This window comes from Anianabacter salinae (assembly GCF_019061145.1).
GTDB lineage: Bacteria > Pseudomonadota > Alphaproteobacteria > Rhodobacterales > Rhodobacteraceae > Anianibacter > Anianibacter salinarum.
The window spans coordinates 297,332-320,879 of sequence record NZ_JAHQZS010000005.1 but is presented as its reverse complement, the minus strand read 5'-3'; the positions used below and the strand labels follow the sequence as shown (position 1 = coordinate 320,879).

Genomic DNA, 23,548 nt, shown 5'->3' with positions numbered 1-23,548 from the left:
GCGAAACATATCGCAAGCACCCCTCCAGCGAGCAAGCGTTATTTTCCTTCGGGAATATCCCTCAGCATCGACTGGATCGCTGCAATCCGGTCGGCGCCAGCCTCGGCCATGATGCCTTCGAGCTTTCGGTAATGGTCAAGAACCTCTGCCCCGGCCTCTGTCAGCCTGGCGCCGCCGCCCTTCACGCCGCCCCGCGTGCTTTCGACCAGGGGCGCGCGGAACGCCTTGTTCATCGTCTCGACCAGCATCCACGCGCGCTTGTAGCTCATCGCCATCCGGCGGCCTGCCGAGGCGATCGACCCGGTGTCGCGGATATGCTCCAGCAGATCGGCCTTGCCGGGGCCAAGCATCGCGTCCTCGCCGAACAGGATGCGGATGCGAAGGCTGGGCCTGTCCCGGGTCTGGTCTTGGTCGTCGCTCATGGCCGTCACTATGGCCAGCCCGACCGGCGGCGCGCAAGCGATCGAGGCAAGCCGCTTTGCACATTGTCCCTGCCCGGCCCGAGGGATAGCCCTGTGCAGGGGCCCGAGGAGGATGCCGATGCGTGCCGGACTGATCGCGCTGGTCGCGGCCTATGTGCTAAGCCAGTTCTACCGCGCCTTTCTGGCGGTGCTTGCGCCCATGCTGATCTCGGATCTGGGGGTGACGGCGGCAGAGCTGTCGACGGCCTCGGGCCTGTGGTTCGCGGCCTTCGCGGCGATGCAGTTGCCGGTTGGCTGGGCGCTTGACCGGATCGGGCCACGGCGCACGGCGGCGGGGTTGTTCCTGATCTGCGGCACGGCGGGGGCGGCGCTTTTCACGCTGGCAACGGGGGCGGTGGCGGTCTACGCGGCGATGATCCTGCTGGGCATGGCCTGTTCGCCGGTGCTGATGGCCCCCTACTACATCTGCGCGCGGGTCTATCCGCCTGCCATCTTCGCGACTATTGCCAGCATCATCATCGGCGTCGGGTCTTTGGGCAACGTCGCGGGGTCGATCCCGCTGGCGCTGGTGGCCGAGGCGACAGGGTGGCGCATGACGATGGCGGGGCTGACGGCGATGACGCTGATCGTCGGGATCGCGCTGGCGATCCTCGTGCGCGACCCGCCGGCGACCACAGAGGAACGGGCGCAGAAGGGATCGGTGCTCGACCTGCTGAAACTGCCCGCGCTCTGGGTGATCTTTCCGATCATGTTCGTCCATTACATCCCCGCCGCCGCGCTGCGCGGGCTTTGGGCGGGGCCCTACCTCTTCGACGTCTACGGCGCGTCGGCCACGACGATCGGCTGGGTCACGTTGGCGATGAGCCTTGCCATGGTGTCAGGCAGCCTTGCCATCGGACCGCTCGACCGCCTGTTCGGCACCCGCAAATGGATCATCCTGCCCGGCAACGCCATCGCGGCGGTCGCGTGCTTTGCGCTTTACCTGTCGCCGTCGTCTGGCGTGGTGCTGTCGGCAGTGCTGCTGTCGGCCATCGGGTTCTTTACCATGACCTACGCGGTCATCATCGCCCATGCGCGCAGCTTCTTTCCCGCGCACCTGACTGGGCGCGGCGTCACGCTGATGAACCTGTTCGGGATTGCGGGCGTGGGGCTGGCGCAGGTCGCCACCGGGCGGCTTTATGAGGCGACCACCGCAGCCGCCTCCGACCCGGCCCTGCCCTACCGCGTTCTTTTCGCGGTGTTCGGAACCCTGCTGCTTCTGGGGTGTTTGTCTTACTTGTTCAGCCGGGACCGCACCGACTGACCCCTTTCGCCTGCGCGGTTGCTACGCTAGAAGGCCGCGTCCCGAACGAGACAACAGGAGACCCAAATGGGCTACAAAGTCGTCGTCGCCGGCGCCACGGGCAACGTGGGCCGCGAAATGCTGAACATCCTGGCCGAGCGCCAGTTCCCCGTCGACGAGATCGCCGTTCTGGCGTCGCGCCGGTCGCTGGGAACCGAGGTCAGCTTTGGCGACAAGACACTGAAGACCCAGGATCTTGCGACATTCGATTTCACCGGCTGGGACATGGCGCTGTTCGCCATCGGCTCGGACGCGACCAAGGAATACGCCCCCAAGGCGGCCAAGGCGGGCTGCGTGGTGATCGACAACTCGTCGCTCTATCGCTACGATCCCGACGTTCCGCTGATCGTGCCCGAGTGCAACGCCGACGCGATTCACGGCTATTCCAAGAAGAACATCATCGCCAACCCCAACTGCTCGACCGCGCAGATGGTCGTCGCGCTCAAGCCGCTGCATGACCGCGCGAAGATCAAGCGCGTCGTGGTGTCGACCTACCAGTCGGTGTCGGGCGCGGGCAAGGACGGCATGGACGAGCTGTGGGACCAGACGAAATCCATCTATAACCCCACGTCCGAAGTGCCGCCCAAGACGTTCCAGACCCAGATCGCGTTCAACGTGATTCCTCAGATCGACGTCTTCATGGAAGACGGCTCGACCAAGGAAGAATGGAAGATGGTCGTCGAGACCAAGAAGATCGTCGATGCCTCGATCAAGGTCACGGCGACTTGCGTGCGGGTGCCGGTCTTTGTCGGCCATGCCGAGGCTGTCAACATCGAGTTCGAGGAACATCTCGACGAGGACGAGGCGCGCGACATCCTGCGCGAGGCCCCCGGGATCATGGTGCTCGACAAGCGTGAACCCGGTGGCTACGCGACGCCGATCGACTGCGTCGGCGACTACGCCACCTATGTCAGCCGCATCCGTCAGGATTCGACCATCGACAACGGCCTGAACCTTTGGATCGTGTCGGACAACCTGCGCAAGGGCGCTGCCCTGAACGCAGTGCAGATCGCCGAGCTTCTGGGCCAGAAGGTTCTCAAGAAGGGCTGACGCGGGGCGCCTCGCAAGCCACTGGAAACGCCGCCTTCGGGCGGCGTTTTGCGTCTTGCGGCCTGGTTGCGGATATCTTGCGGGGAACCGGCGGGCCTTTGACCCGTTGACAGGGCGAACTCAACTCCCCGTGAGGGGCAGAAAGGCACGCCATGAACCAGATCATCTACATCGTCGGGCTCGTCGTCATCGTCCTTGCCATCCTGTCCTACGTCGGATTTGGCTGAAACCAACGGCACCACGTGAAAGGGCCGCGTCCCGCCGGGCGCGGCCGTTCTCGTGCCGTCACTTGCGGCGCGGCGACCGCTTGAGGAACGAATCGAGCCGCAACGCGGCGACGGTATCGCCCCGCAGCAGCCGCGCCGTGGTGATCGGGCGGATGACGGACCGCCCGCCTCCCGTCTCGCGCGCGACGATGAACAGGCCGCTTGCGATGATCACGGCAGAGCCGACGATGGTCCATGTGTCGGGATACTCGGCAAAGAACACCGCGCCATAGACCGCCGCCCACAGGATCTGGGAATACTGCATCGGTGACACGATCGCAGCGGGCGCGTAGCGGTAGGCCAGGATCATGCACAGCGAGGCGACGAAAGCGCAAAGCGCCAGCGCCGCCGACAGGCCAAGGTCGAACAGCGGCATTGGGCGGTAGACAAAGCCCAGCACCGCGCCTGCAAGGATGAAGTTGCCGATCATCGGGTAGAGAATCAGCACCGCCGAGCGTTCGGACGATCCGAACTTGCGCAGGATCACCGCCACCAGCGCGCCGCCAATGGACGCGATCACCGCCGCCAGATGCCCCATCCCCAGGGGCGCCGACCCCGGACGGATCACGATCAGCACACCGCAGAGGCCAACAAAGATCGCGGCCCAGCGATATGGGCCGACCTTTTCCCCCAGGACCGGGACCGACAGCGCGGTGATGATGAGGGGCTGCGCGAAGATGATCGCGTAGACCTGTGCCAGCGGCAGCAGCGCAAAGGCGGTAAAGGCGGTCAGGCCCACCGTCACGCCCAGCACGGTGCGGATCAGCATCCAGCGCAGGTTGACCGGGCGCAGCGTGCCCGCTTGCGGGTCGCTGATGAGCATGATGGCGATCAGCGGAAACCCGAAGACCATGGCGAAGAACATCACCTGGAACGGCGAATAGCCCGCCCCCAGCGCCTTGACCAGCGCGTCATGCGTCGCGAAGAACCCGAAAGCCCCCAGCGCGAACAGAACGCCGCTGCGCGGTTTGTCGGCCATGTCGGCCTCCGTGGTAGGGACGCCTCAGGTCAGCGAGGCGTCGAGTGCCGCGACGATGGCATCGCCCATCTGGGACGTCGAGACCGGCGTGCGTCCATCCTCGCCCAGAAGATCCGCCGTGCGCACGCCGTCTGCGAGAACCTGCTCGACCGCCTTTTCCAGACGTGCCGCCTCGTCGCCCTGATCGAAGCTGTAGCGCAGCGCCATCGCAAAGCTCAGTACGCAGGCGATCGGGTTCGCCTTACCCTGCCCCGCGATGTCGGGTGCGGAGCCGTGCACCGGCTCGTACAGCGCCTTGGGGCGGCCGTTTTCCATCGGCGCGCCCAGCGACGCCGACGGCAACATGCCCAGCGATCCGGTCAGCATCGCGGCAAGGTCGGACAACAGGTCGCCGAACAGGTTGTCGGTGACGATCACGTCGAACTGTTTCGGCCAGCGGGTCAGCTGCATCGCGCCCGCGTCGGCATACATGTGCGACAGCTCGACATCGGCGTATTCCGCCTGATGCACCTCGGTCACGACATCGCGCCACAGGATGCCCGATTCCATCACGTTGGCCTTCTCCATCGAGCAGACCTTGTTGCCACGCCGGCGCGCCAGCTCGAAGGCGGACCGTGCGACGCGGGCGATCTCGGATTCGGTGTAGCGCTGGGTGTTGATGCCGACGCGCTCGTTGCCTTCCTTGAAGATGCCGCGCGGCTCGCCAAAATAGACGCCGCTGGTCAACTCGCGCACGATCATGATGTCGAGACCCGCCACCACGTCCTTTTTCAGCGACGAGAAATCCGCCAGCGCGTCAAAGCACTGCGCGGGGCGCAGGTTGGCGTAGAGGTCCATCTCCTTGCGCAGGCGCAAGAGCCCGCGCTCGGGCTTCACGCTGAAATCGAGGCTGTCGTATTTCGGCCCGCCGACGGCACCCAGAAGAACGGCATCCGCTGCCTGCGCCTTGGCCATCGTCGCATCGGTCAGCGGTGTGCCGTGGGCGTCATAGGCGCAGCCGCCGACCAGATCATGCTCGACGGCGAAGTGCAGCCCGCGCTTGTCGCCGTACCAGCCGATGATCTTCACCACCTCGGCCATGACTTCGGGGCCGATGCCGTCACCGGCAAGGACAAGAAGGGACGGGTTCGACATGGCGGTTTCCTCGTGCTGCAATGCGTCGCCGTTCGGACTATCCCGGCCCCCGGGGGCGGTCAAGAAACCAGCGCGCCCAGCCGGTCCGCCAGCCTGTCCCACACAAGGGCGACACGCGGCACCCGGCGCACCCGTTCATGCGCGGTCAACCAAAGCGGCAGGACGGGCAGCGCTACCTGCGGCAGGATCTGTTCCACCGCCGGGTCCTTGCGCCCCATGATCACCTGCCCGAACCCGATGCCGACCCCCGCGCGCACCAGTTCCCAGGCGACGGCGTAATTGTCACAGCGCAGCCCGAAGAATGACCGGCCCACGTCGATGCCGACAGCGCGCAGGCCTGTCAGGATCTCGTCGTTGCGGTCGCCGCCGATAACCTGGTGGCGCGTGAAATCCTGCGTGGTCTCAGGTCGTCCGTGGCGGTCGAGGTAGCTGCGCGCCGCGAATATCCCAAGCGCGATGTCCCCGACATGACGGGTGACCATGTCCAGCTGGGTGGGCCGGTACATGCGCAGCGCGATGTCGGCCTCGCGGAACAGCAGGTTCTCGGTGGTGTCCGACGGCACAAGCTCGATCTCGATCCGGGGATGGTCACGCTTCAGGTCCTCAAGGATCTCGGGCAGGTGATAGTGCGACACGATCAGGCTTGCGGTGATCCGCACGGTGCCCGACAGCGCGGCGTCGCCGCCGGCGGCGGCCAATGCCATTTGGCCCGCCGCCTCTTGCATTGCGCGCGCCGGGATCAGCAGCGCGGCGCCGGTATCGGACAACGCCATGCCGCGCGGCTGGCGGTGGAACAGGGTGGCGCCCAGCGCCTCTTCCATCGCCAGCACCTGCCGCCCGACGGTGGGCTGGCTGATGCCCAGCCTGCGCGCGGCCCCCGACAGAGACCCGGTCTCGGCGACGGCGAGAAAGGACTGGACCAGCGACCAGTCGAGGGAGTTGAGCGTCTCTGCCATTCACAGATGAATAGCAGACCTGCACATTCTGGCAATTCCATAAACAACGTGAATGGCGACATTGGACCTGTCAGCACAGGAAAGGAATGACACGATGACCAAGACTGCCCTTGTCCTCGGCGCGTCCGGCCGGTTCGGTCGCAATGCCGCGCAGGCCTTCTGGAACGCCGGGTGGCGTGTCCGATCCTTCGACCGCAAGACCGACGACCTGATGCGCGCGGCACAAGGCGTCGACATCATCGTCAACGCCTGGAACCCGCCCTATAACGAGTGGACAAGGACCCTGCCCGAGATGTCGCGCCAGTTGATCGCCGCCGCCCGCGCGGCCGATGTGCCGATCCTGCAGGCCGGGAACGTCTACAACTACGGCGCCGACATGCCGCCGGTGCTGACCCCCGACACGCCGTGGCGCGGGAGGAATTCGCTTTCCCTTGCGCGGCAGCGGTTCGAGACAGAGCTGCGCGAGTCGGGGCTGAAGGTGACGGTGCTGCGCGCGGGCGACTTCATCGACACCGAGGCCAGTGGCAACTGGTTCGACAAGGTGCTCATCGCCAATCTGGCCAAGGGTCGCCTCGTCTATCCGGGCCCGGTCGAACTGCCCCATGCCTGGGCGTATCTGCCCGACATGGCCTTGGCCGCCGTCCAGCTTGCAGAGAAGGGCGACAGCCTTGCCCAATGGGAGGACGTGACCTTTCCCGGCTATACCCTGACAGGCCGCGAGCTGGCGCAGGCGATCGGTCGTGTCACGGGCAAGGCCCCGCGCCTGACGCGGTTCAACTGGCTGCCGCTGCGCCTGTTCCGGCGGTTCATTCCGATGGCCCCCGGGTTGATCGAGATGAGCTATCTCTGGCGCACCCCTCACCAACTGGACGGCGCACGGTTCACCGAGCTTCTGCCCGACTTTCCCGCGACGCCGCTGGACGAGGCCCTGCGCCTAGGGGTCCAGCACCAGGTCGACCCAGACTAGGGCATGTCGGCGCGCACCGTCGCTGTCGGACGCGGTCCATTCGACCCCGGCGTCGGCAACACCGAGGCGCACGTCAGGCAGGATGTAACTGACGCGCAGGTTTCCCGGGCCCGGAACGTCCGTCCAGTCCGCTGTGTCGAGCGCCGGATCGCCGCGATGGCCCGCGTTGGCGCCGCCCTGCGCGGCGGCGCGGGTCCTGCCCTCGTCGCTGCCGGGCTGCGGGTCCTGCAGGCGCGGATGCGAAAGCAGCGCGTCAAGCGCGCCGCGTCGCCCGTCGCCGTCCAGCGGATCAAGGTTCATGTTGCCCAGCACGACCACCGGCCCGTCGGGCGGCGCCATGCCCAGCCGTCCTTCAAGATAGTCCACCCAAAGCCCGACCTCGCCCGCATTTCGCAACCCGTTGCGATCCTCGGCCCCGTCGAACAGAGGCGGCGTTGCCGACAGCGCAAGCAGGTGCACCCGTCCCTGCGGCGTATCGACCGCGACGTCCCAGTGCCCGACCGACGACAACCGCTGGATAGCGATGGCCGCGTCTGAAGGAAACGGCGCATCGCCGAACATCGGCAGGACTGCACCCGGCAGATCACGCCACACCAGCGCCGACAGATCGCGCGATGCACCTTCATCGACGGGATGCCGCGACAACACGACCATGGCCCCATGCCCGTGAAAGCGACCATATCCCTGACCGTCGCGCGCGGTGCCCGCCCGGCCGTCGCCATCCATGTCCAGCCCAGTGGCAAGGCCCGCGTTCGGCGCTGCGGCGTGGATCACCGGCATCGGATGACCCGCATCCTCCAACCTGTCCGCCAGCGCGCGAAAGGCCAAAAGCCCCGCGTCCCAGTCGACCCCGGTGAGCAGCACGATATCGGGGCGCACCCGGACGAGCACAGCCACCACCGCACCCACATCGGGCGCATCCGCCATGTCCGCCAGAAGCAGACCCGGGCCATCGCGCGTCAGTTCGGTGTGCCATGTGGCGATGCGAAGCGGTTCGCCCCAGGCGGCAGGCGCCCAGAGCAGCAGGATCAGGCAGGCTGCAACATGGCGCCAGTGGCCTGCGCGTTCATGCGCCGCTTTGCCTCGATCAAGGCGGCGATCCGGCTCATCGCGAGGCCGCGCATGAACAGAGATGCCGGAAGAAATGCCCATGCCGCCACAATCCAGATCATCGTCTGCGGGTTATCCATGGCGATCACGCCGAACAGAGAGCCCGCAGCCTTCGTCATCGCCGGGACGAAGAATGGCATCAGGAACCCTAACACGATGTTAAAGCGCGCATCGCGGGTCAGCCGGTTCACGATGTCGCCGCCGACGGTCGGATCGAAGGTCGGCAGGTTCACCCAGACGTTGAACGTGCCCGAATGCACCGGCCAGCGGCGCATGCGGATGACGTAGTAGAACAGGGCAAGCGACAGCAACGAGATGACGTAGGCGATCGCGGCGGCGATCCGAAGCTGCTGAACCAGCGCGTAGCTGGTGTTCTCGGGCAGCATCAGCACGACAAGGCGCACGGGGCTGTAGGGGAAATCGAAGATCCCGGCCATCTTGTAGCCGAACGCCTGAAAGAACGAGCCAAGCGCGGTCGGGTCCATGCTGTTCCGGCTGATCAGGGTCAGCACGAACACGGTCGAGAGCAACGACACGAACCGGATGCGGTTGAACGGCGGGGCGTCGCGGAACTCGATCAGGCCGGGGTAGACCGAGCCGTATTCGAAGATGATGAGGCCAGCCGCGAAGATCGCGACAAGCGCCACGATCTGCATCGTGTCCGACGTGACGCCGGGCAGCGCAAAGGACGGCATCACCACAAGCAATACCATCAGTATCGCGCGCACAAGCGCACCTGTCAGACGGGTTATCACCGCTCTCGTTCCCTCAACTTGGACGGACGCGATTCGATGCCGCGGCCTTGTTCCAATTTGATGCCGCCGGGATTGGCGGACTGCCTCATATTGGTCACAATCCTGCCCACATTCACTTCCCCCGGCAAGCCTTTGGGGCAGCGTGAAAATGCAGGGACGTCTTTTAAGGGGGAAAGTGGTGCCGCTTTGCATCAACACTTTGGTGGGTTAGCGCCCCCCGACCGGGGAGCCGCTATATCTTGTGTGGCGCTGCCCGAATTAAGGCAGCATCAGGCCCAGGGGCGTTCCGCGGCCAGACGCTTTTCGTAGGCGTCGATGTCCGGCGCGCGTTCCATCGTCAGGCCGATGTCGTCGAGGCCCTCCATCAGGCAGTGCTTGCGGAACGGATCGACGTCGAAGGCAAAGATCTGCCCGTCCGAGGTGGTGATCTGCTGGTTTTCAAGGTCCACGGTCATCCGGGCGTTCGCGCCCTTCTCGGCGTCCTTCATCAGGATGTCGACCGTCTCTTGCGGCAGCGCGATCGGGAGGATGCCGTTCTTGAAGCAGTTGTTGAAGAAGATGTCGGCAAAGCTGGGCGCGATCACGCAGCGGATGCCGAAATCCTTGATCGCCCAGGGCGCATGTTCCCGGCTCGACCCGCAGCCGAAATTCTCGCCCGCGACCAGAACTTCCGCGTCGCGGTAAGCAGGCTGGTTCAGCACGAAATCCGGCTTCTCGCTTCCGTCGCGCTCATACCGCATCTCGTCGAACAGGTTCACCCCCAGCCCCGACCGCTTGATGGTCTTCAGGAACTGCTTGGGGATGATCATGTCGGTGTCGATGTTGACCAGCGGCAAGGGCGCCGCAATGCCGGTGAGGGTGGTGAACTTTTCCATGTCCGTCCTTCTTTCGTTCAGTGTGCGGCGGGTGCGCCGCGCGTCTTGTTAAGGGTCTCGCGCAGGGTGCGCAGTTTTCGGTCGGAACTGCCAAGGTCTTCGAGCCGGGCAATGGCATGCTCGGCCATGGGATGGCCCCGCGCGGCCAGCGCATCCGCCCGTCCCTGCCAGTAGAACTTGCTTCGTCGGCGGTTGATCCGGACCCGGCGCAGGATGGCGCGGGGTTTTGGCCCCTGTCCCAGAACATCCTGCACCAGCATCTCGAGAGCGTTGGTCTCGGCGAGATACTCGCCAACGTGATGCGCCGCGAACGGCAGGCGCAAATGCGCGATCCCGCGATCCTTCGGCATCAGCGCGACGTGCTTTGCGTCATCGGAAAGCGGATCGTAGAGGATCAGCTTTTGCCCGTCCCGTGCAACGTGGTCGGCCAGCCGGTGACGAAACGGCCCGATCTCGGCGGCAGCGCGGCTCCAGCGGTTTTCGAACGGAACCACGGCGCGGTCGATCGACACTTGCGGGGCGATGGCAATCACCCGCTCGGCCCGCAGCGCCCCGGAAAACAGAAGTGCGCCGAAACCGCCCATGCTGCTGCCGTAGGTGACAAGGCGCGTATCGTTCGGAATCGCCGCGCGGATCGCCTGCGCCATCGCGGCAAAACTGTCGGTCTGGAACCAGTCGTTTCGGGACGCGCGCAAATGGATCGACGTCAGACCGCGCGAGACGGCAAGGCTTTGCGCATAGGCAGGATCGTTGAACCCGTCACCCGCCGAGACAAAGGGAAAGGTGACCAGCGCCGCACCGGGGCGCAGGTGCGGTCCCTCGATCCAGACCTGGTGCCTGTCGTCGTTCCACAGCCAGCGCCGCTGACGGTCCGCGCCCGGCACGGCGCCGTCCAGCCCGAGCAGAAGGTGCCCCGCGCGGCGGCCAAGACTGGCGAGCCCTGCGGCAGGCAGGCAGCCGTCGTCTTCCACCGGCGCTCCCGCCGCAATGGGAAACCGCCCATCCCCCTGCCGCGACAGCGCGCGGCGCAGCGCGGTGCGCGCCGCGGTCTCGCCGTCTTGCCGAGGGGGAACCACGGTCAGGACCGGAAGGTCCGGCACCCCGACAGCGGCGCGGAGCCGCGCGATCATCCGGCCAAGCCAGGTGTCGTAGACCCGCGCCTTGCGATTGTCGGTCAGGTCGGCGGCGCCCTGATACCAGATGAGGCCGCGCACCCGCACAGGCCCGTCATGCATGACCGCGCGCAGCTTGCCGACCAGCCGGTCGAGCAGATCGCTGGTGGTCTGGCCATGCCAGTCGCCGGTCAGCGAAGACCCTGGGACCGCCATCTTGAGGATTCCAAGAGGGCGCGCGGTCTCGGTGGCGTGCAATTCGGCCAGCGCAAGCTCTGGCCCGACGAACACCGCCGGGGCCGCGAACATCGGCCCCCATCCACCGTCAGCCCAAACTTCGGTGCCCGCCACCCGGTCCTGCCACGCCGACAGGTCGGCGACAGACGCGGGCCGCCCAAGCAGCGCCTCGTCTCCAGCCAACACGACGACGTCGCGGGGTTCGGTGGTCTTCAACTTTCGTCTCCGGTCAATGCGACGGGGCGGGCAAGCAGCGGGGGCGATCCAGCCGCCCCCGCACCGCGCCTATGCCAGATCGCGCACGTCGGTCAGGCGCCCCGTGATCGCTGCGGCGGCGGCCATGCCGGGCGAGACCAAGTGCGTCCGGCCCTTGTAGCCCTGCCGCCCCTCGAAGTTGCGGTTCGAGGTGGACGCGCAACGCTCGCCCTCGGCCAGCTGGTCGGGGTTCATGCCAAGGCACATCGAACAGCCCGCCATGCGCCATTCGAACCCGGCCTCCTGCAGCTTTTGCGCGATACCCTCTTCCTCGGCCTGGGCACGGACAAGGCCCGATCCCGGAACGATCATCGCGCGCAGGCCGGCCTTGACCTTCTTGCCTTCCATGACCTTGGCAACTTCGCGCAGATCCTCGATCCGGCCATTGGTGCAGGACCCGATGAACACCGTGTCGATCTCGATCTCGGACAGCTTCTGCCCCGGTGTCAGACCCATGTAGTCGAGCGACCGCTTGGCAGCCTCGACCTTGCCGCCGGTGAAATCGGACGGCGACGGCACGACCCCAGTGATCGGCAGCACGTCCTCTGGCGAGGTGCCCCATGTCACGACAGGCACGATTTCAGAGGCGTCGATCTCGATGATCTTGTCGTAATGCGCGCCCTCGTCCGAGGTCATCGTCTTCCAGTAGGCCAGCGCGTCCTCCCACGCGTCGCCCTTGGGCGCGTGCGGGCGGCCCTTGACGTAGGCAAAGGTCTTTTCATCGGGCGCGATGAGGCCAGCACGCGCGCCGCCCTCGATGGCCATGTTGCAGACCGTCATCCGGCCCTCGACCGACAGCGCACGGATCGCGGACCCGGCGTATTCGATCACATGGCCGTTGCCGCCCGCCGTGCCGGTGCGACCGATCACCGTCAGGGTGATGTCCTTGGCAGTGACACCGGGCGGCAATTCGCCCTCGACCTTCACCAGCATGTTCTTGGATTTTTTCTGGATCAGCGTCTGGGTGGCCAGCACATGTTCCACCTCGGACGTGCCGATGCCATGCGCCAGCGCACCGAATGCGCCGTGCGTGGCGGTGTGGCTGTCGCCGCAGACGATGGTCATGCCCGGCTGGGTCCAGCCCTGTTCGGGGCCGATGATGTGAACGATGCCCTGGCGGACATCATCGACATCATACATCTCGACGCCGAAATCGCGGGCGTTCTTGCGCAGCGCCTCGACCTGGATGCGGGACTGTTCGTCCTTGATCTCCTCGGCGCGGTCCAGCGTGGTGGGCACGTTGTGATCCGGCACCGCGATGGTCTTTTCGGGCGCACGCACCTTGCGACCCGTCATCCGCAACCCTTCAAAGGCCTGCGGGCTCGTCACCTCGTGCACGAGGTGACGGTCGATATACAGAAGGCAGGTGCCATCGTCGGCCTGATGCACGACATGGGCATCCCAGATCTTGTCGTAGAGCGTCTTCGGGGCGGTCATGTGGTCCTCTCCCGGGGTATATCTTGGAAAACAGGGGAACGGGCGCGTCAGCGCCGATGGCCATGCCCTATAGGCTGGCCAGCACCGTCAGCGACGCGCCGAAAAACCGCCAGGGCAGCCGAGCGTGGTCGTCGAGATCGAAAATCCGTTCCATGATGCGTTGCGATACTCCTTCGCGGGGGCGCGATCAAGCGTCACGGACGAGGGGCAGCTTGCCGAGGCCCCGTAGCATCGCACATCCTTGGGGGCAGGCAGGGCAGGAACCGCAGGTTAGGGCAACGAGAATGGACGGCGAAATTCAGGCGATCCTGGCGCAACTGGTCGCGCTGGCGGGCATGATCGAAAGCCAGGCGCGCAACCTCTTGCTGCCCTCGCGCCTTGTCCAGCTTGCGATTCTCGTGGGATGCCTTGTCGCGGCCTACCTGCTCAAGATGGCGATCTCACCGCGCTACCGCGAATGGCTGCGCACGCGCGAAGGCTGGCAGATGTGGCGCCTGCGGGCGGCGCTGACCTTCGATCGTCGGCTGCTTCTGATCTTTTTCGTCGCCTTGTCCTGGATCGCGACCTGGACGATGCAGGCGATTCACGCCTTTCCCTCGCGCAGCTATCTTCTGGAACTGGTGGCGACCATTGCGCTGGCCCTCTTGCTGGTGGTCTTTGCCACTCGGCTGGTCCGCAACCCGGCCCTGCGCAGCGTCGTGCGCTGGGGGCTCTGGGCCTATGTGATCGTCTACTACACCGGCCTTGTCGACGAGATGACCGCGATCCTCGACGGGCTGGCCGTGGAATTTGGCGAGTTCCGCCTGTCCGCGCTTACACTTCTGAAGGCGGCGGTCGTCACCGGCCTTCTGTTCACGCTGGCGCGGATCGTGTCCACGACCACCTCAGCGCGCATCCGCTCGAACGAGGCGATCAGCCCGTCGATGCAGGTGCTGATGGTCAAGATGCTGCAGATCGGCCTGTATGCCGCCGCCTTCTTCATCGGGCTCAAGGCGGTGGGGTTCGACCTGACGGGGCTGGCGGTGCTGTCGGGGGCCATCGGCGTCGGGCTTGGGTTCGGTCTGCAAAAGGTGGTGTCGAACCTTGTGTCGGGCGTGATCCTGCTGCTCGACCGGTCGATCAAGCCCGGCGACGTGATCTCGCTGGGCGAGACGTTCGGCTGGATCAACGCGCTGGGCGCTCGCTATGTCTCGATCACCACGCGGGACGGCAAGGAATACCTGATCCCGAACGAGGACCTCATCACCGGACAGGTGGTGAACTGGTCGCATTCCAACGATTTCGTGCGGCTCGACATCTTCTTCGGCACCGCCTACGGGGACGATCCGCATCTGGTGCGCAAGGTCGCCGTCGAGGCGGCGAGCAGCGTCAACCGCGTGCTGACAGACCGTCCCGCAGTCTGCCATATCGTCGGGTTCGGCGACAGCTCGGTCGACTACATCCTGCGCTTCTGGATCCGCGATCCGACGCAGGGCCTGACCAATATCCGGGGCAACGTCTATCTTGCCTTGTGGGATGCGTTCCGAGAGCACGGCATCTCGATCCCGTTCCCGCAACGCGAGGTGAAGATGCTGGAGGGCAGTCAACTTGCCACAGGGGCCCCGCCGGACTGATCGGAACCCTTGCGCGCCCTGGCCGGTTGGTTCGCCAACCAGACAGGAGCACCAGATGACCCATACGCTCACGCTGCACAGCATCGAGCCGGTGACACACGACGTGAACCGCCTGCGCTTCGACAAGCCCGCAGGCTATGACTTCACGCCGGGACAGGCGACGGAACTGGCTGTCGACAAGGACGGCTGGCGCGACGAACAGCGCCCGTTCACCTTCACCTCGCTGCCGGGGGACGATTTCCTTGAATTCACCATCAAGAGCTACCCCTCGCATGACGGCGTGACCGAACAGATCGGCAAGCTGACCAAGGGCGATACCGTGCTGATCGAGGATGCCTGGGGCGCCATCGAGGACAAGGGCGACGGCGTGTTCATCGCGGGCGGCGCCGGGGTCACGCCCTTCATCTCGATCCTGCGCGCGCGGGACAAGGCGGGCAAGCTGAACCCCTGCACGCTGATCTTTTCCAACAAGACCGAGGCCGACATCATCCTGCAAAAGGAATGGGAAGCGATGCAGGGCCTTGGCGTCCTGTTCACGCTCACGGACGAAGACAAGACCCGGTTCCGCAGCGGCCAGATCGACAAGGACCTGCTGCGCGAGACGGTCGCCGAGTGGGAACAGTATTTCTACATCTGCGGACCAAAACAGATGGTCAAGGACATCTCGGCGACCTTGACCGACCTCGGCGTGCCCGAAGCCAAGATCGTGCACGAGGATCTTGGGTAAACCGCCTCAACGACGACGCAAGGCGGCGATCAACTGATCCTTGGTCATGTCCGACCTCCCGTCGACGCCCAGTTCTTGCGCGCGGGCATAGAGATCGTCCTTGGTCCAATCGTCATAGGGTGGATGCTCTCCGCCCTTTACCGAGGGCGATTGCGTGTCGTTCGCCTGCGCATTCGCGATCCGCGCGGCGGCTTCCTTTGACCGGCCATCCTTGCGCAGGGCGTCGTAGGTCTTGTCATCCTTGATGGCGGGGCCATGCGATTTGGTCATTCGCCTCTCCTTTCCGGTCGCCTGACCCAAGAACCGGCGCACCGCCTTCACGGTTCCGTAGAGCGGCGGAACGGACCGCAAGCGAAAAGGGTTCCCTAACCATGGACCAGACGAATTTCAGCCGCGCAGACAAGGAAATCCCCGTCGCGGATCAGCATAACGGCAACAATGCCGTCGACAGTTCCACGGATGAAAAGGATGTGCAGGACGCCTCGCGGCTGAGCGCCGTTCTGATCTACGAGGTGATCCGCCGCGACGGCGTGGAAGAACTGCACCGCCCCGTGCAGTCGCTGATCTATTCAGGTCTGGCGGCGGGTATCTTCATCAGCCTGTCGGTGCTGGGCGAAGCGGTGTTCCGGGATCAACTTCCCGACACTGCATGGCGCCCGCTGGTCGAGAACCTGGGATATTCCTTCGGGTTCCTCGTCGTGATCCTTGGGCGGATGCAGCTTTTCACCGAGAACACGATCACCACCGTGTTGCCGGTCATCAACGACTTCTGCCTGCGGAGCGTCGGCAGGGCGGCGCAGCTTTGGGGCGTGGTGTTCCTGTCCAACATGGTGGGCGCCTTCATCGCGGCGATCTTCATCGCGCACACGCCCACCTTTGACGCCGATTTCCTGTCCACCGTCACACAGCTGTCAGAGCACGCCGTTGGCTACGACCCGGACGTTCTGTTCTTCAAGGCGATCCCGGCGGGGGTCATCGTCGCCGCGATCGTCTGGATGCTGCCGTCGGGCACAGCCGCCAACTTCTTCGTGATCCTGACCTTCACCTGGCTCATCGCAGCCGGGGATTTCGCGCATGTCGTCGCGGGCGCGGTCGAGATGGCGTATCTTGTCGTGACCGGAGCGATGCCGCTCTACGACGGGTTCGCGGGGTTCCTTGTGCCGGTGTTTGCGGGCAACGTGGTCGGCGGAACCGTGGTGTTCACGCTTCTCGCCTGGGGGCAAGTCAAGAACGAGGTGCAGCGCCGCTAGCCCACCGTCCCCGCAGCCTCGACCTGCGGCGCGCCGTCGCGGCAGGCCTTGGCGGCAAGGGCCAGCGCGGCGAAGATCGCGCGCTGCCGCCCGGCGTAGAACAGGTGTTCGGGATGCCACTGGACGCCCAGCGCAAAGGGATCACGCACCCGCTCGACGGATTGGATCATGCCGCCCTTGTCGCGCGCCGCGACACGCAGACCGCTTCCAAGGTCCTGAACGGCCTGACTGTGCAGCGCGTTCACCACCATGTCCGTCGGACCGACGATCTTGTGCAGGCGCGTGCCGGGCTCGATGTAGACGGTCTTGCGCGGCAGCACCGTCCAGTAGCGGTCGCTGGCGGTATAGACGCCGTAGGCGTCCTGCCACAACGTCCCGCCCAATGCGATGTTCAGCATCTGGGCGCCGCGGCAGATGCCCAGCACCGGCTTGCCCGCATCGAACGCCTCACTCACCAGACGTTGCTCAAGCGCATCGCGGCCCGCGTCTAGGCGCGCGCTGCTCACCAGCTTTCCGCCGTAAAGGTCGGGCGAGATGTCGTCGCCGCCACCGATGATGATGCCGTCCACGCTGCCGATGTCGGCGTCGCCGCCCGCCTGCCAGCGCACTGCCCGCGCCCCGGCCAGCCAAAGGTTGAACGCGACCAGCGGAAAGATGCGCCAGCCCGACCTGCGGGACGTCGTGACACCGATCACCGGCCGGGTCATGCCGCCTCGGTGCGGGCGCGCCAACCTGTCAGCATCTCACCGCTTTGCCGGGCCCAGTCGCCGCGAAGGGTCGTCAGGCTGGCACGGTGCGCGCAAAAGGCGGCAGCAAGATCGGCGACAAAGCCGTGATCCGCCGCAACCCGTTCGATCAGGCACCAGCGGTTCCAAGTGGGCGCAAGGCTCCACCCTTCCTCGTCGATGCGGCTGTCGGGAAGACGGTAGTGAAAGGCGGGTCGCCCGCTGACGGACTGCGCGTCGCTGCCAAGCGCGGCAACGACACGGTCTTCGTCGAGGTGCCGCAGCACCGGCAACAGGTCAAGCGCATGGTTCCGCGATGGCGCAAGGCCAAGGTAGGCCGCAATCATGCGATCAAGCGTCCAGTCCGCCGCGGCTTCCTCGGCCAGTGCATCGACCAGACGGCGCGGATAGGGATCGACAAACGGCAGCACGCGCCGCGATGCATCGATCGGTTCCGCCTCGCGCAGCCAGTCCTCAAGCAGCGCAAAGGCGCGCAGCGTCGGCAGGATGTGCCCGGCATCCTCGCCCGCAAGCGACGGGTTCAGGTGCGTGCCGAAGCCAAGAAGCATTCCGTCCTTGGTGCCCAGCGCCCCGGCGCCGCGCAGACGGGCCAGCAGCGTGTCGAGCTGCGGCAGATCGGCGGGGTCGAGCGGTTCGGTCACGATCTCGACCGGGACGACGGCGCGTGAGACGTTCAGCCCCCATTCGGCCACCGGATTGTCCGCCTTGTCTCGAAGCGCGGTGTCCAGCAGCACCTTGATGCCGCCGATGGACGTGCCGCGCACCCGGTATTCATGCGGTCCGGTATGGTCGATCTCGCCGCCCAGAACATCGACGACAATCCGTGCCACATGCGTTTCGCCAAGGCCGCCGAACTCGATTTCCACACCGACCTTACGGACCGCGCCGTCTGTGCCCTGCGCCGGGACAAGGCTTGCGTAGTCCATCGCCTCAGGCCCCGCCATTGCGGTCCTCGGGCTGATCGAAATCGGCGATCTCGAACACAAGGCTCAGGCTGAACCGGTCCTCCAGTTCTTCAGAGGTCAGCTCGGCACCAAGCTGCGTGGTGAAGGCGCGCATCAACTGGCTGCCAAGGCCATAGCCCTCGCGGGCAATGGTCTGCGCCACCGGCTCGCCCGTCGAGTTCTGCACCACCAGTTCCACCCGGCCGTCCTGCAATCGGTGCAGCTTGACGTCGATCCAGGGATCGGTGTCGGCAGAGGGGCGCCCGAGGAATTTCAGCGAGTTGGTGATCGCCTCGTTCGCCATCAGCGCCAGCGGAACCGCCTGGTCGGGATACAGGACCGTGGTGTCCAGCGAATGCGTCACCCGGATGCCGCTGTCTGGTCCAAGCGTGCGCATCAACAGCTGATTGACGATCTCGCGCACAAGGATGTCCGCCCGCACCTTCGACAGCGACGAGGCGTGATACAGGCTGCGGTGGATCACCGACAGGCCAAGCACGCGGTCCTGAAGACGGTGCAGCACATCCTTGGCCTCGTTGGAATCGCAGCGCCGGATCTGCATGTTCACCATCGACGTGATGAGCTGCAGGTTGTTCTTCACCCGGTGATGGACCTCTTTCAGAAGCACGTTCTTGTCGTGCAGCGAATTGGCAAGGTCGGCCTCGTCCGCGAGAATCCGTTCAGTCATCGCGTAGAAGGCTTCCGCGACCTCGCGCAGTTCGGACGGCATGTCGGCGGGCACCGGATCGGGCAGCGTGCGCCGCGCCGACGAGAACACGCGGATCTGGTGGCGCAGGTGCCGGACGTGCCGGATCACCAGCCGGTGCACCGCGAAATAGGCCACGGCGACGCTGGCCAGCCACATCAGGATCGGAAAGGCGAGCGTCGGCATCGGGATCGACCCGGAATACCCGGGGGACAGCCGCTGCGGCCAGACCGCCATCGCAAAGACGGCGTCTCCGATCAGCGGCACGACGGTGTAGAACCGGTCCTCTCCGTTATCGACGGTATCGGTAAACGAGGCCGAGCCTTGCGTGTTCAGCGCCGCGAGCGAGCGATTGACCGGCAGACGTTCGCTGACCGTGTCGATGCCGCGCGCCGAGGTCAGGACATCACCCCGCGCGTTGAACGTGATGACGTCGTCGGGTCGACTGCGCTCATCGCGGCCGAACGAGCGGTCCATGAGCGTCTGCAGCGAGATCGAGATCGGCACGCCGCCGCGAAACTCATCACCGTCGAAGATAGGGACATTCACCACCACGACCGGAAGACCCGAGGCGCGGCCTGACTGGCTGACATTGACGGTCAGCGTCTGGTCCTGGCGGAACTGCTCCCAAACCGCGTAGCCGGTAAAGTCGATCGGGTCTCCGGTAGACGAACAGGCCAAGGTGCCGTCCGCCTCGATGAAGCCCGCAAAGACATAACTGGGGTTGGCGTCGACGAATTGGGTGAAGGGTTCGTCACAGGTCGCCCGGTCAACCAGATACTGCTCGATCGAGATCGCGAAAACTTCGGCGGCCCCGATCGCGGTCTGGATCAATTCGCGCTGGTAGGATGCCGCCTCGACCGTTTCACCGATCAGCGCGGCCTCGGTCCGCTGGTTCGCCTCGTCGATGACGCGGTAGGTCTGCAGGATGGCGATCAGCCCAAGCGGTAGAAGCGCCACGGACAATAGCGCCACCAGCCGGAAGCCCAGCCTGTTCAGCTGGTCAAGACCACCCCCCGCGCCAAGCATCAGGCGGCATTGTTGCCCGAAGACAGGACCGCGGCCGTGTTATGATCCGAGATCAGCATGTCTTCGTCGTCGCCCAGATGAAGCAACTCGGCAAGACGTTTCCGCCCGCGATTCGCCCGGCTCTTGATCGTTCCGACCGCGCAATTGCACATGTCGGCCGCTTCCTCGTAGGTAAAGCCCGAGGCCCCGACCAGGATCAGCGCCTCGCGCTGCTCGTCGGGCAGCTTTTCAAGCGCGTTGCGAAAGTCGTTCATCGCCAGACGTCCGTCGTGATGCGGCTTTTCGGCAAGCGACGCCGCCATCACGCCATCGACATCCTCGACCTCGCGCTTGGACTTGCGGCGACCGGAATAGAACGTATTGCGCAGGATCGTGAACAGCCAGGCGCGCAAGTTCGTGCCGACCTCGTACTTGTCCAGATTGCGCCACGCCTTTTCGATGGTATCCTGCACCAGGTCGTCGGCCGCACTTCGGCTTCGCGTCAGGCTCATCGCGAAGGCCCGGAGCGCCGGGAGGTGATCGATCAGTTCTTCGCGCGGGTCACGAGTCATCGGACTTGTCCCCCTGCTGCTGCTTGAGCTGCTGCAACAGTTGAACGAACCGGTCCGGAACATCTTCGGTCACGGTTTCATCGTAGACCCGCCGCAGATTTTCATCGATCTGCCTGCGGATGTTTGATTTTTCACGAGCCTGCGTCACGTGCTGTAACACTGCATTTGCTTTCATTCCCTTAATCTGGGAACCAACTGGAGCCTCAAGTGTTTGGTTCCACGGAACAGAGAAAATTTTCCTGAGGGTATCATGAACGATCAGAGCGCGACCGTCGACCTTTCCAGCGAGATCGGCACGCACCTACCTTACCTGCGCCGTTACGCACGCGCTCTTACGGGCGGTCAGACAAGTGGCGACCGTTACGCTGCGGCAACACTCGAGGCGATCCTTGAAGATCCAAGCGTCTTCGAACCCGGAATGCCGACCAAGGTCGCCCTGTTCCGTGCGTTCCACCTGATCTGGGCCTCGACGGGCACTCCCGTCGCCCAGAGCGACGAGACCCTGTCGCGGCTCGAAGCGGCCGCGATCGACCATCTCAGCGCGCTGACTCCCAACACGCGCGAGGCGCTTTTGCTGCACACCATCGAAGGCTTCGAGGTGCCGCAGATCGGGCAGATCATTTCCGTCCCCGAGAGCGAGGCCGAAAGCCTTATCAACATCGCGCTGCAGGAGATGGAAGCCTCGATCACCGGCAAGGTGATGATCATCGAGGATGAAGCTATCATCGCCATGGATCTGCATTCCATCGTCTCCGAGATGGGCCACGACGTGGTCGGCATCGCGCGGACCAAGGACGCGGCGGTCGAGATGGGGTCGCGCACCGAACCCGACCTCGTGCTGGCCGACATCCAGCTTGCCGACAATTCATCCGGCATCGACGCGGTGAACGAGTTGTATCAGCAGTTCGGCGACATGCCGGTGATCTTCATAACCGCCTTCCCCGAGCGCCTGTTGACCGGCGAGCGCCCGGAACCCGCCTTCCTGATCTCCAAGCCCTATTCCGAGGAACAGGTGCGCTCCGCGGTCAGCCAGGCGATGTTCTTCTCGTCAACCGAGACGCTCAACAAGGCGTCCTGAGCCGCATAGCCATTCTGAAAGGCCCCGGCATTGTCCGGGGCCTTTTCATGTCGGGGCTTCATCAAACGAACCGCGATTTCGCGCCCGTGCGGCCACGACGTTCAGCACCGCCCCCAGAAGCACCACAAGCGCAGACAGATAGAGCCACAGCATCAACGCCACGGCCGCCCCGATGGACCCGTAGATCTGGCTGAACCTCGGAAAGCTCGACAGGTAGATCGACAACCCGACCGACAACGCCAGCCAGGCGGCGAAGGCAAAGAAGCTGCCATAGGACAGCCACGCCCCGCGCGCGCCGTCATGGTTCGGCCCGTAGCGGTAGAGGATCGACAGGCCCAGCGTCATAGCGGCAACGGCAACGGCCCAGCGCACCACCTCGACCAGCCAGGCAGCCTCGGGGACAAGGGGCAGCAAGGCGACCGCGATCGGCGCGACCACCACGCTTGCCAGCGCAACCAGACCCAGCGAGATCAGGGTAAAGGTGATCATGATGGCGACCAGCGCCTGCCGGGCCCCGTGACGCCGCGCACCGCCATAGACGGTGTTCAGCGCCCGCATCAGCGCCGCGACGCCCAGCCGCGCCGTGACAATGGCGATCAGCGTGGTCAGCGCACCCGCGAATCCCAGCGATCCGGTGTCGGCCGACACAAGCTGCTGCACCCGCATGTCCAGAAGGTCGAAAATCTGCGCGGGCAGAATCGTCTGCATCAGCACCATCTGCTCGGACACTTGCTCTGCATCGGACAATAGCCCCCAAAGTGCGACAATGGCGGCGATTGCCGGAAACAGCGAGAGCATGAAATAAAACGCGACGCCCGCGGCGACGAGGCTCAGATCACGGTCGATGAAGATGCTGTAGCCTTCGGAAAAAAGGTGTCTTGCATGGCTCGGGCTCACATCGATCCTCCGGTGTCGTCACTACAAGCCCCGGGAGATTGGGCCAGTTCCCGCCGAAAACCACAGCTGTGCGCAAACGCGAAGCGGCTTCATTGAGATTTCATATCGCCGATGCTATCTGGAAAGTGCGCCAGATCATGTGGCGTGAACATACTGGAGGACAATGTCCTGTCTTACATTGCAGAAACGGTCCGTGGAACGACCGTGCCGGAGTCGCGAATGAGCGGCCAGATGGCGCAACCCTCAAGCGAAGAGCTGCTTGAACACATCGTTCAATCCCTCGAAGACGACAAAGCCGAAGACATCGTGTCGATCAGCCTGCGCGGTAAATCCGAGATGGCCGACTACATGGTGATCTGCTCCGGCCGCTCCTCGCGGCAGGTCGCGTCGATGTCGGAAAAGCTGTCCGACCGGCTCAAGCAGGATTTCGGGCGGTCGTGCAAGATCGAGGGCAAGGAGTCGGGTGACTGGGTGCTGATCGACGTGGGCGACGCCATCGTTCACATCTTCCGGCCCGAGGTGCGCGATTTCTACCAGCTCGAAAAGATGTGGATGACTCCGGCCGAAGCGGCGAAGCTTACCAAGGCCTGATGCGGGTTCACATCTGCGCGGTGGGCCGGATGCGTTCTGGCCCGGAACGCGCTTTGGCCGACGACTATGCCACCCGGTTCGACCGGACCGGGCGGGCGCTTGGTCTTGGTCCGCTCAACATCATCGAGGTCGACGATCGCAAGGGCGGCGGCATGGCTGCAGAGGCCGCGCTGATCGACAAGGCGCTGCCGCAGGGCGCCCGTCTTGTCACGCTCGATGAACGGGGCCGAACGCTGTCGTCGCCGGAATTCGCCGATGATCTGGCGCGCTGGCGCGACGAGGCGCGCGGCGAGATCGCGTTCGTCATCGGCGGCGCCGACGGCATCGACCCCGCCCTGCGCGACCGCGCCGAGGCTTCCATCTCGCTTGGCCGGATGGTCTGGCCGCACATGCTGGTGCGGGTGATGCTGACCGAACAGCTTTACCGCGCCGCCTCGATCCTGGCCGGAAGCCCCTATCACCGCGCCTAGGACGGGTTTCGCCGCGCTGCCCCGCGCGCTAGAAGCGATGCAGCAACTT

At 65.0% G+C, this 23,548-nt stretch carries 25 protein-coding genes; 9 read left to right on the top strand and 16 right to left on the bottom strand.

Annotated features, from left to right (window positions below; all coding sequences use genetic code 11):
* Nucleotides 1-38: 38 nt before the first annotated feature.
* On the bottom strand, nucleotides 39-422 hold the full coding sequence (locus tag KTJ87_RS15040) for a winged helix-turn-helix domain-containing protein (protein ID WP_267139958.1): 384 nt from the start codon (nucleotides 420-422) through the stop codon (nucleotides 39-41).
* A 118-nt stretch (nucleotides 423-540) separates the two neighbouring features.
* Here KTJ87_RS15040 and KTJ87_RS15035 point away from each other — a divergent pair, with 118 nt between their 5' ends.
* Both KTJ87_RS15035 and KTJ87_RS15030 read left to right on the top strand, forming a co-directional pair.
* The gene (locus tag KTJ87_RS15035) at nucleotides 541-1,725 is read left to right on the top strand and encodes an MFS transporter (protein ID WP_267139957.1); all 1,185 of its coding nucleotides are present in this window, start codon (nucleotides 541-543) and stop codon (nucleotides 1,723-1,725) included.
* 66 nt (nucleotides 1,726-1,791) lie between these two features.
* A complete protein-coding gene (locus KTJ87_RS15030) occupies nucleotides 1,792-2,814 on the top strand; it encodes an aspartate-semialdehyde dehydrogenase (RefSeq protein WP_267139956.1) in 1,023 nt (340 codons plus the stop codon).
* A 285-nt stretch (nucleotides 2,815-3,099) separates the two neighbouring features.
* On the opposite strand, the gene KTJ87_RS15025 is transcribed toward KTJ87_RS15030, so the two are convergent.
* Genes KTJ87_RS15025 through KTJ87_RS15015 form a run of 3 tightly spaced genes read right to left on the bottom strand, consistent with a single transcriptional unit; the run spans nucleotide 3,100 to nucleotide 6,149 of the window.
* Nucleotides 3,100-4,059 (bottom strand): DMT family transporter, encoded by a 960-nt coding sequence (locus KTJ87_RS15025; RefSeq protein WP_267139955.1) that lies wholly within the window; start codon nucleotides 4,057-4,059, stop codon nucleotides 3,100-3,102.
* 24 nt (nucleotides 4,060-4,083) lie between these two features.
* Nucleotides 4,084-5,193, bottom strand: a complete 1,110-nt coding sequence (leuB, locus tag KTJ87_RS15020; protein WP_267139954.1) for a 3-isopropylmalate dehydrogenase — start codon at nucleotides 5,191-5,193, stop codon at nucleotides 4,084-4,086.
* 59 nt (nucleotides 5,194-5,252) lie between these two features.
* A complete protein-coding gene (locus KTJ87_RS15015; protein ID WP_267139953.1) occupies nucleotides 5,253-6,149 on the bottom strand; it encodes a LysR family transcriptional regulator in 897 nt (298 codons plus the stop codon).
* Between the two features lie 94 nt (nucleotides 6,150-6,243).
* On the opposite strand from KTJ87_RS15015, the gene KTJ87_RS15010 reads away from it, so the two are divergent.
* Nucleotides 6,244-7,116, top strand: coding sequence for a Rossmann-fold NAD(P)-binding domain-containing protein (locus KTJ87_RS15010; RefSeq protein ID WP_267139952.1), 873 nt, complete (start codon nucleotides 6,244-6,246; stop codon nucleotides 7,114-7,116).
* Here KTJ87_RS15010 and KTJ87_RS15005 read toward each other — a convergent pair.
* From KTJ87_RS15005 to leuC, 5 genes are all read right to left on the bottom strand, one after another.
* Nucleotides 7,084-8,262 carry an endonuclease/exonuclease/phosphatase family protein gene (locus KTJ87_RS15005; protein ID WP_267140029.1) on the bottom strand — a complete coding sequence of 393 codons (1,179 nt, stop codon included), beginning with the start codon at nucleotides 8,260-8,262 and terminating at the stop codon, nucleotides 7,084-7,086. The genes KTJ87_RS15010 and KTJ87_RS15005 overlap by 33 nt on opposite strands.
* On the bottom strand, nucleotides 8,145-8,981 hold the full coding sequence (locus KTJ87_RS15000; RefSeq protein WP_267139951.1) for a hypothetical protein: 837 nt from the start codon (nucleotides 8,979-8,981) through the stop codon (nucleotides 8,145-8,147). Before KTJ87_RS15000 ends, KTJ87_RS15005 begins: the two co-directional genes overlap by 118 nt.
* Before the next feature lie 269 nt (nucleotides 8,982-9,250).
* The gene (gene leuD, locus KTJ87_RS14995) at nucleotides 9,251-9,856 is read right to left on the bottom strand and encodes a 3-isopropylmalate dehydratase small subunit (protein WP_267139950.1); all 606 of its coding nucleotides are present in this window, start codon (nucleotides 9,854-9,856) and stop codon (nucleotides 9,251-9,253) included.
* Nucleotides 9,857-9,873: 17 nt separating this feature from the next.
* Complete coding sequence (locus tag KTJ87_RS14990) at nucleotides 9,874-11,421, bottom strand: sialate O-acetylesterase (protein ID WP_267139949.1); 1,548 nt, start codon at nucleotides 11,419-11,421, stop codon at nucleotides 9,874-9,876.
* Nucleotides 11,422-11,490: 69 nt separating this feature from the next.
* The gene (gene leuC / locus KTJ87_RS14985) at nucleotides 11,491-12,897 is read right to left on the bottom strand and encodes a 3-isopropylmalate dehydratase large subunit (RefSeq protein WP_267139948.1); all 1,407 of its coding nucleotides are present in this window, start codon (nucleotides 12,895-12,897) and stop codon (nucleotides 11,491-11,493) included.
* A 284-nt stretch (nucleotides 12,898-13,181) separates the two neighbouring features.
* On the opposite strand from leuC, the gene KTJ87_RS14980 reads away from it, so the two are divergent.
* Nucleotides 13,182-14,510, top strand: coding sequence for a mechanosensitive ion channel family protein (locus tag KTJ87_RS14980; protein ID WP_267139947.1), 1,329 nt, complete (start codon nucleotides 13,182-13,184; stop codon nucleotides 14,508-14,510).
* 55 nt (nucleotides 14,511-14,565) lie between these two features.
* Complete coding sequence (locus KTJ87_RS14975; protein ID WP_267139946.1) at nucleotides 14,566-15,237, top strand: FAD-binding oxidoreductase; 672 nt, start codon at nucleotides 14,566-14,568, stop codon at nucleotides 15,235-15,237.
* 6 nt (nucleotides 15,238-15,243) lie between these two features.
* On the opposite strand, the gene KTJ87_RS14970 is transcribed toward KTJ87_RS14975, so the two are convergent.
* Nucleotides 15,244-15,507: a DUF7218 family protein gene (locus KTJ87_RS14970; protein WP_267139945.1), complete on the bottom strand. Its 264-nt coding sequence runs from the start codon at nucleotides 15,505-15,507 to the stop codon at nucleotides 15,244-15,246.
* Between the two features lie 101 nt (nucleotides 15,508-15,608).
* Between KTJ87_RS14970 and KTJ87_RS14965 the strand changes: the two genes are divergently transcribed.
* Nucleotides 15,609-16,487: a formate/nitrite transporter family protein gene (locus tag KTJ87_RS14965; RefSeq protein ID WP_267139944.1), complete on the top strand. Its 879-nt coding sequence runs from the start codon at nucleotides 15,609-15,611 to the stop codon at nucleotides 16,485-16,487.
* On the opposite strand, the gene KTJ87_RS14960 is transcribed toward KTJ87_RS14965, so the two are convergent.
* Genes KTJ87_RS14960 through KTJ87_RS14940 form a run of 5 tightly spaced genes read right to left on the bottom strand, consistent with a single transcriptional unit; the run spans nucleotide 16,484 to nucleotide 20,638 of the window.
* Nucleotides 16,484-17,194, bottom strand: coding sequence for a gamma-glutamyl-gamma-aminobutyrate hydrolase family protein (locus tag KTJ87_RS14960; protein WP_267139943.1), 711 nt, complete (start codon nucleotides 17,192-17,194; stop codon nucleotides 16,484-16,486). The two genes, KTJ87_RS14965 and KTJ87_RS14960, sit on opposite strands and share 4 nt — an antisense overlap.
* Nucleotides 17,191-18,159, bottom strand: coding sequence for an amidoligase family protein (locus KTJ87_RS14955; protein WP_267139942.1), 969 nt, complete (start codon nucleotides 18,157-18,159; stop codon nucleotides 17,191-17,193). Before KTJ87_RS14955 ends, KTJ87_RS14960 begins: the two co-directional genes overlap by 4 nt.
* Nucleotides 18,160-18,163: 4 nt before the next feature.
* Nucleotides 18,164-19,912, bottom strand: a complete 1,749-nt coding sequence (locus KTJ87_RS14950; RefSeq protein ID WP_267139941.1) for a sensor histidine kinase — start codon at nucleotides 19,910-19,912, stop codon at nucleotides 18,164-18,166.
* Nucleotides 19,912-20,463 (bottom strand): RNA polymerase sigma factor, encoded by a 552-nt coding sequence (locus KTJ87_RS14945; RefSeq protein WP_267139940.1) that lies wholly within the window; start codon nucleotides 20,461-20,463, stop codon nucleotides 19,912-19,914. Before KTJ87_RS14945 ends, KTJ87_RS14950 begins: the two co-directional genes overlap by 1 nt.
* Nucleotides 20,453-20,638 (bottom strand): NepR family anti-sigma factor, encoded by a 186-nt coding sequence (locus KTJ87_RS14940; RefSeq protein WP_267139939.1) that lies wholly within the window; start codon nucleotides 20,636-20,638, stop codon nucleotides 20,453-20,455. The genes KTJ87_RS14945 and KTJ87_RS14940 overlap by 11 nt, the downstream gene beginning before the upstream one ends.
* A gap of 75 nt (nucleotides 20,639-20,713) precedes the next feature.
* Here KTJ87_RS14940 and KTJ87_RS14935 point away from each other — a divergent pair, with 75 nt between their 5' ends.
* The gene (locus tag KTJ87_RS14935; RefSeq protein ID WP_267139938.1) at nucleotides 20,714-21,541 is read left to right on the top strand and encodes a response regulator; all 828 of its coding nucleotides are present in this window, start codon (nucleotides 20,714-20,716) and stop codon (nucleotides 21,539-21,541) included.
* 45 nt (nucleotides 21,542-21,586) lie between these two features.
* On the opposite strand, the gene KTJ87_RS14930 is transcribed toward KTJ87_RS14935, so the two are convergent.
* Nucleotides 21,587-22,438, bottom strand: coding sequence for a YihY/virulence factor BrkB family protein (locus tag KTJ87_RS14930; protein WP_267139937.1), 852 nt, complete (start codon nucleotides 22,436-22,438; stop codon nucleotides 21,587-21,589).
* A gap of 219 nt (nucleotides 22,439-22,657) precedes the next feature.
* On the opposite strand from KTJ87_RS14930, the gene rsfS reads away from it, so the two are divergent.
* Together rsfS and rlmH are read left to right on the top strand one after the other, a co-directional pair.
* On the top strand, nucleotides 22,658-23,029 hold the full coding sequence (gene rsfS / locus KTJ87_RS14925) for a ribosome silencing factor (protein ID WP_267139936.1): 372 nt from the start codon (nucleotides 22,658-22,660) through the stop codon (nucleotides 23,027-23,029).
* Nucleotides 23,029-23,499 carry a 23S rRNA (pseudouridine(1915)-N(3))-methyltransferase RlmH gene (gene rlmH / locus KTJ87_RS14920; RefSeq protein ID WP_267139935.1) on the top strand — a complete coding sequence of 157 codons (471 nt, stop codon included), beginning with the start codon at nucleotides 23,029-23,031 and terminating at the stop codon, nucleotides 23,497-23,499. Before rsfS ends, rlmH begins: the two co-directional genes overlap by 1 nt.
* The last annotated feature ends 49 nt before the right edge of the window (nucleotides 23,500-23,548 follow it).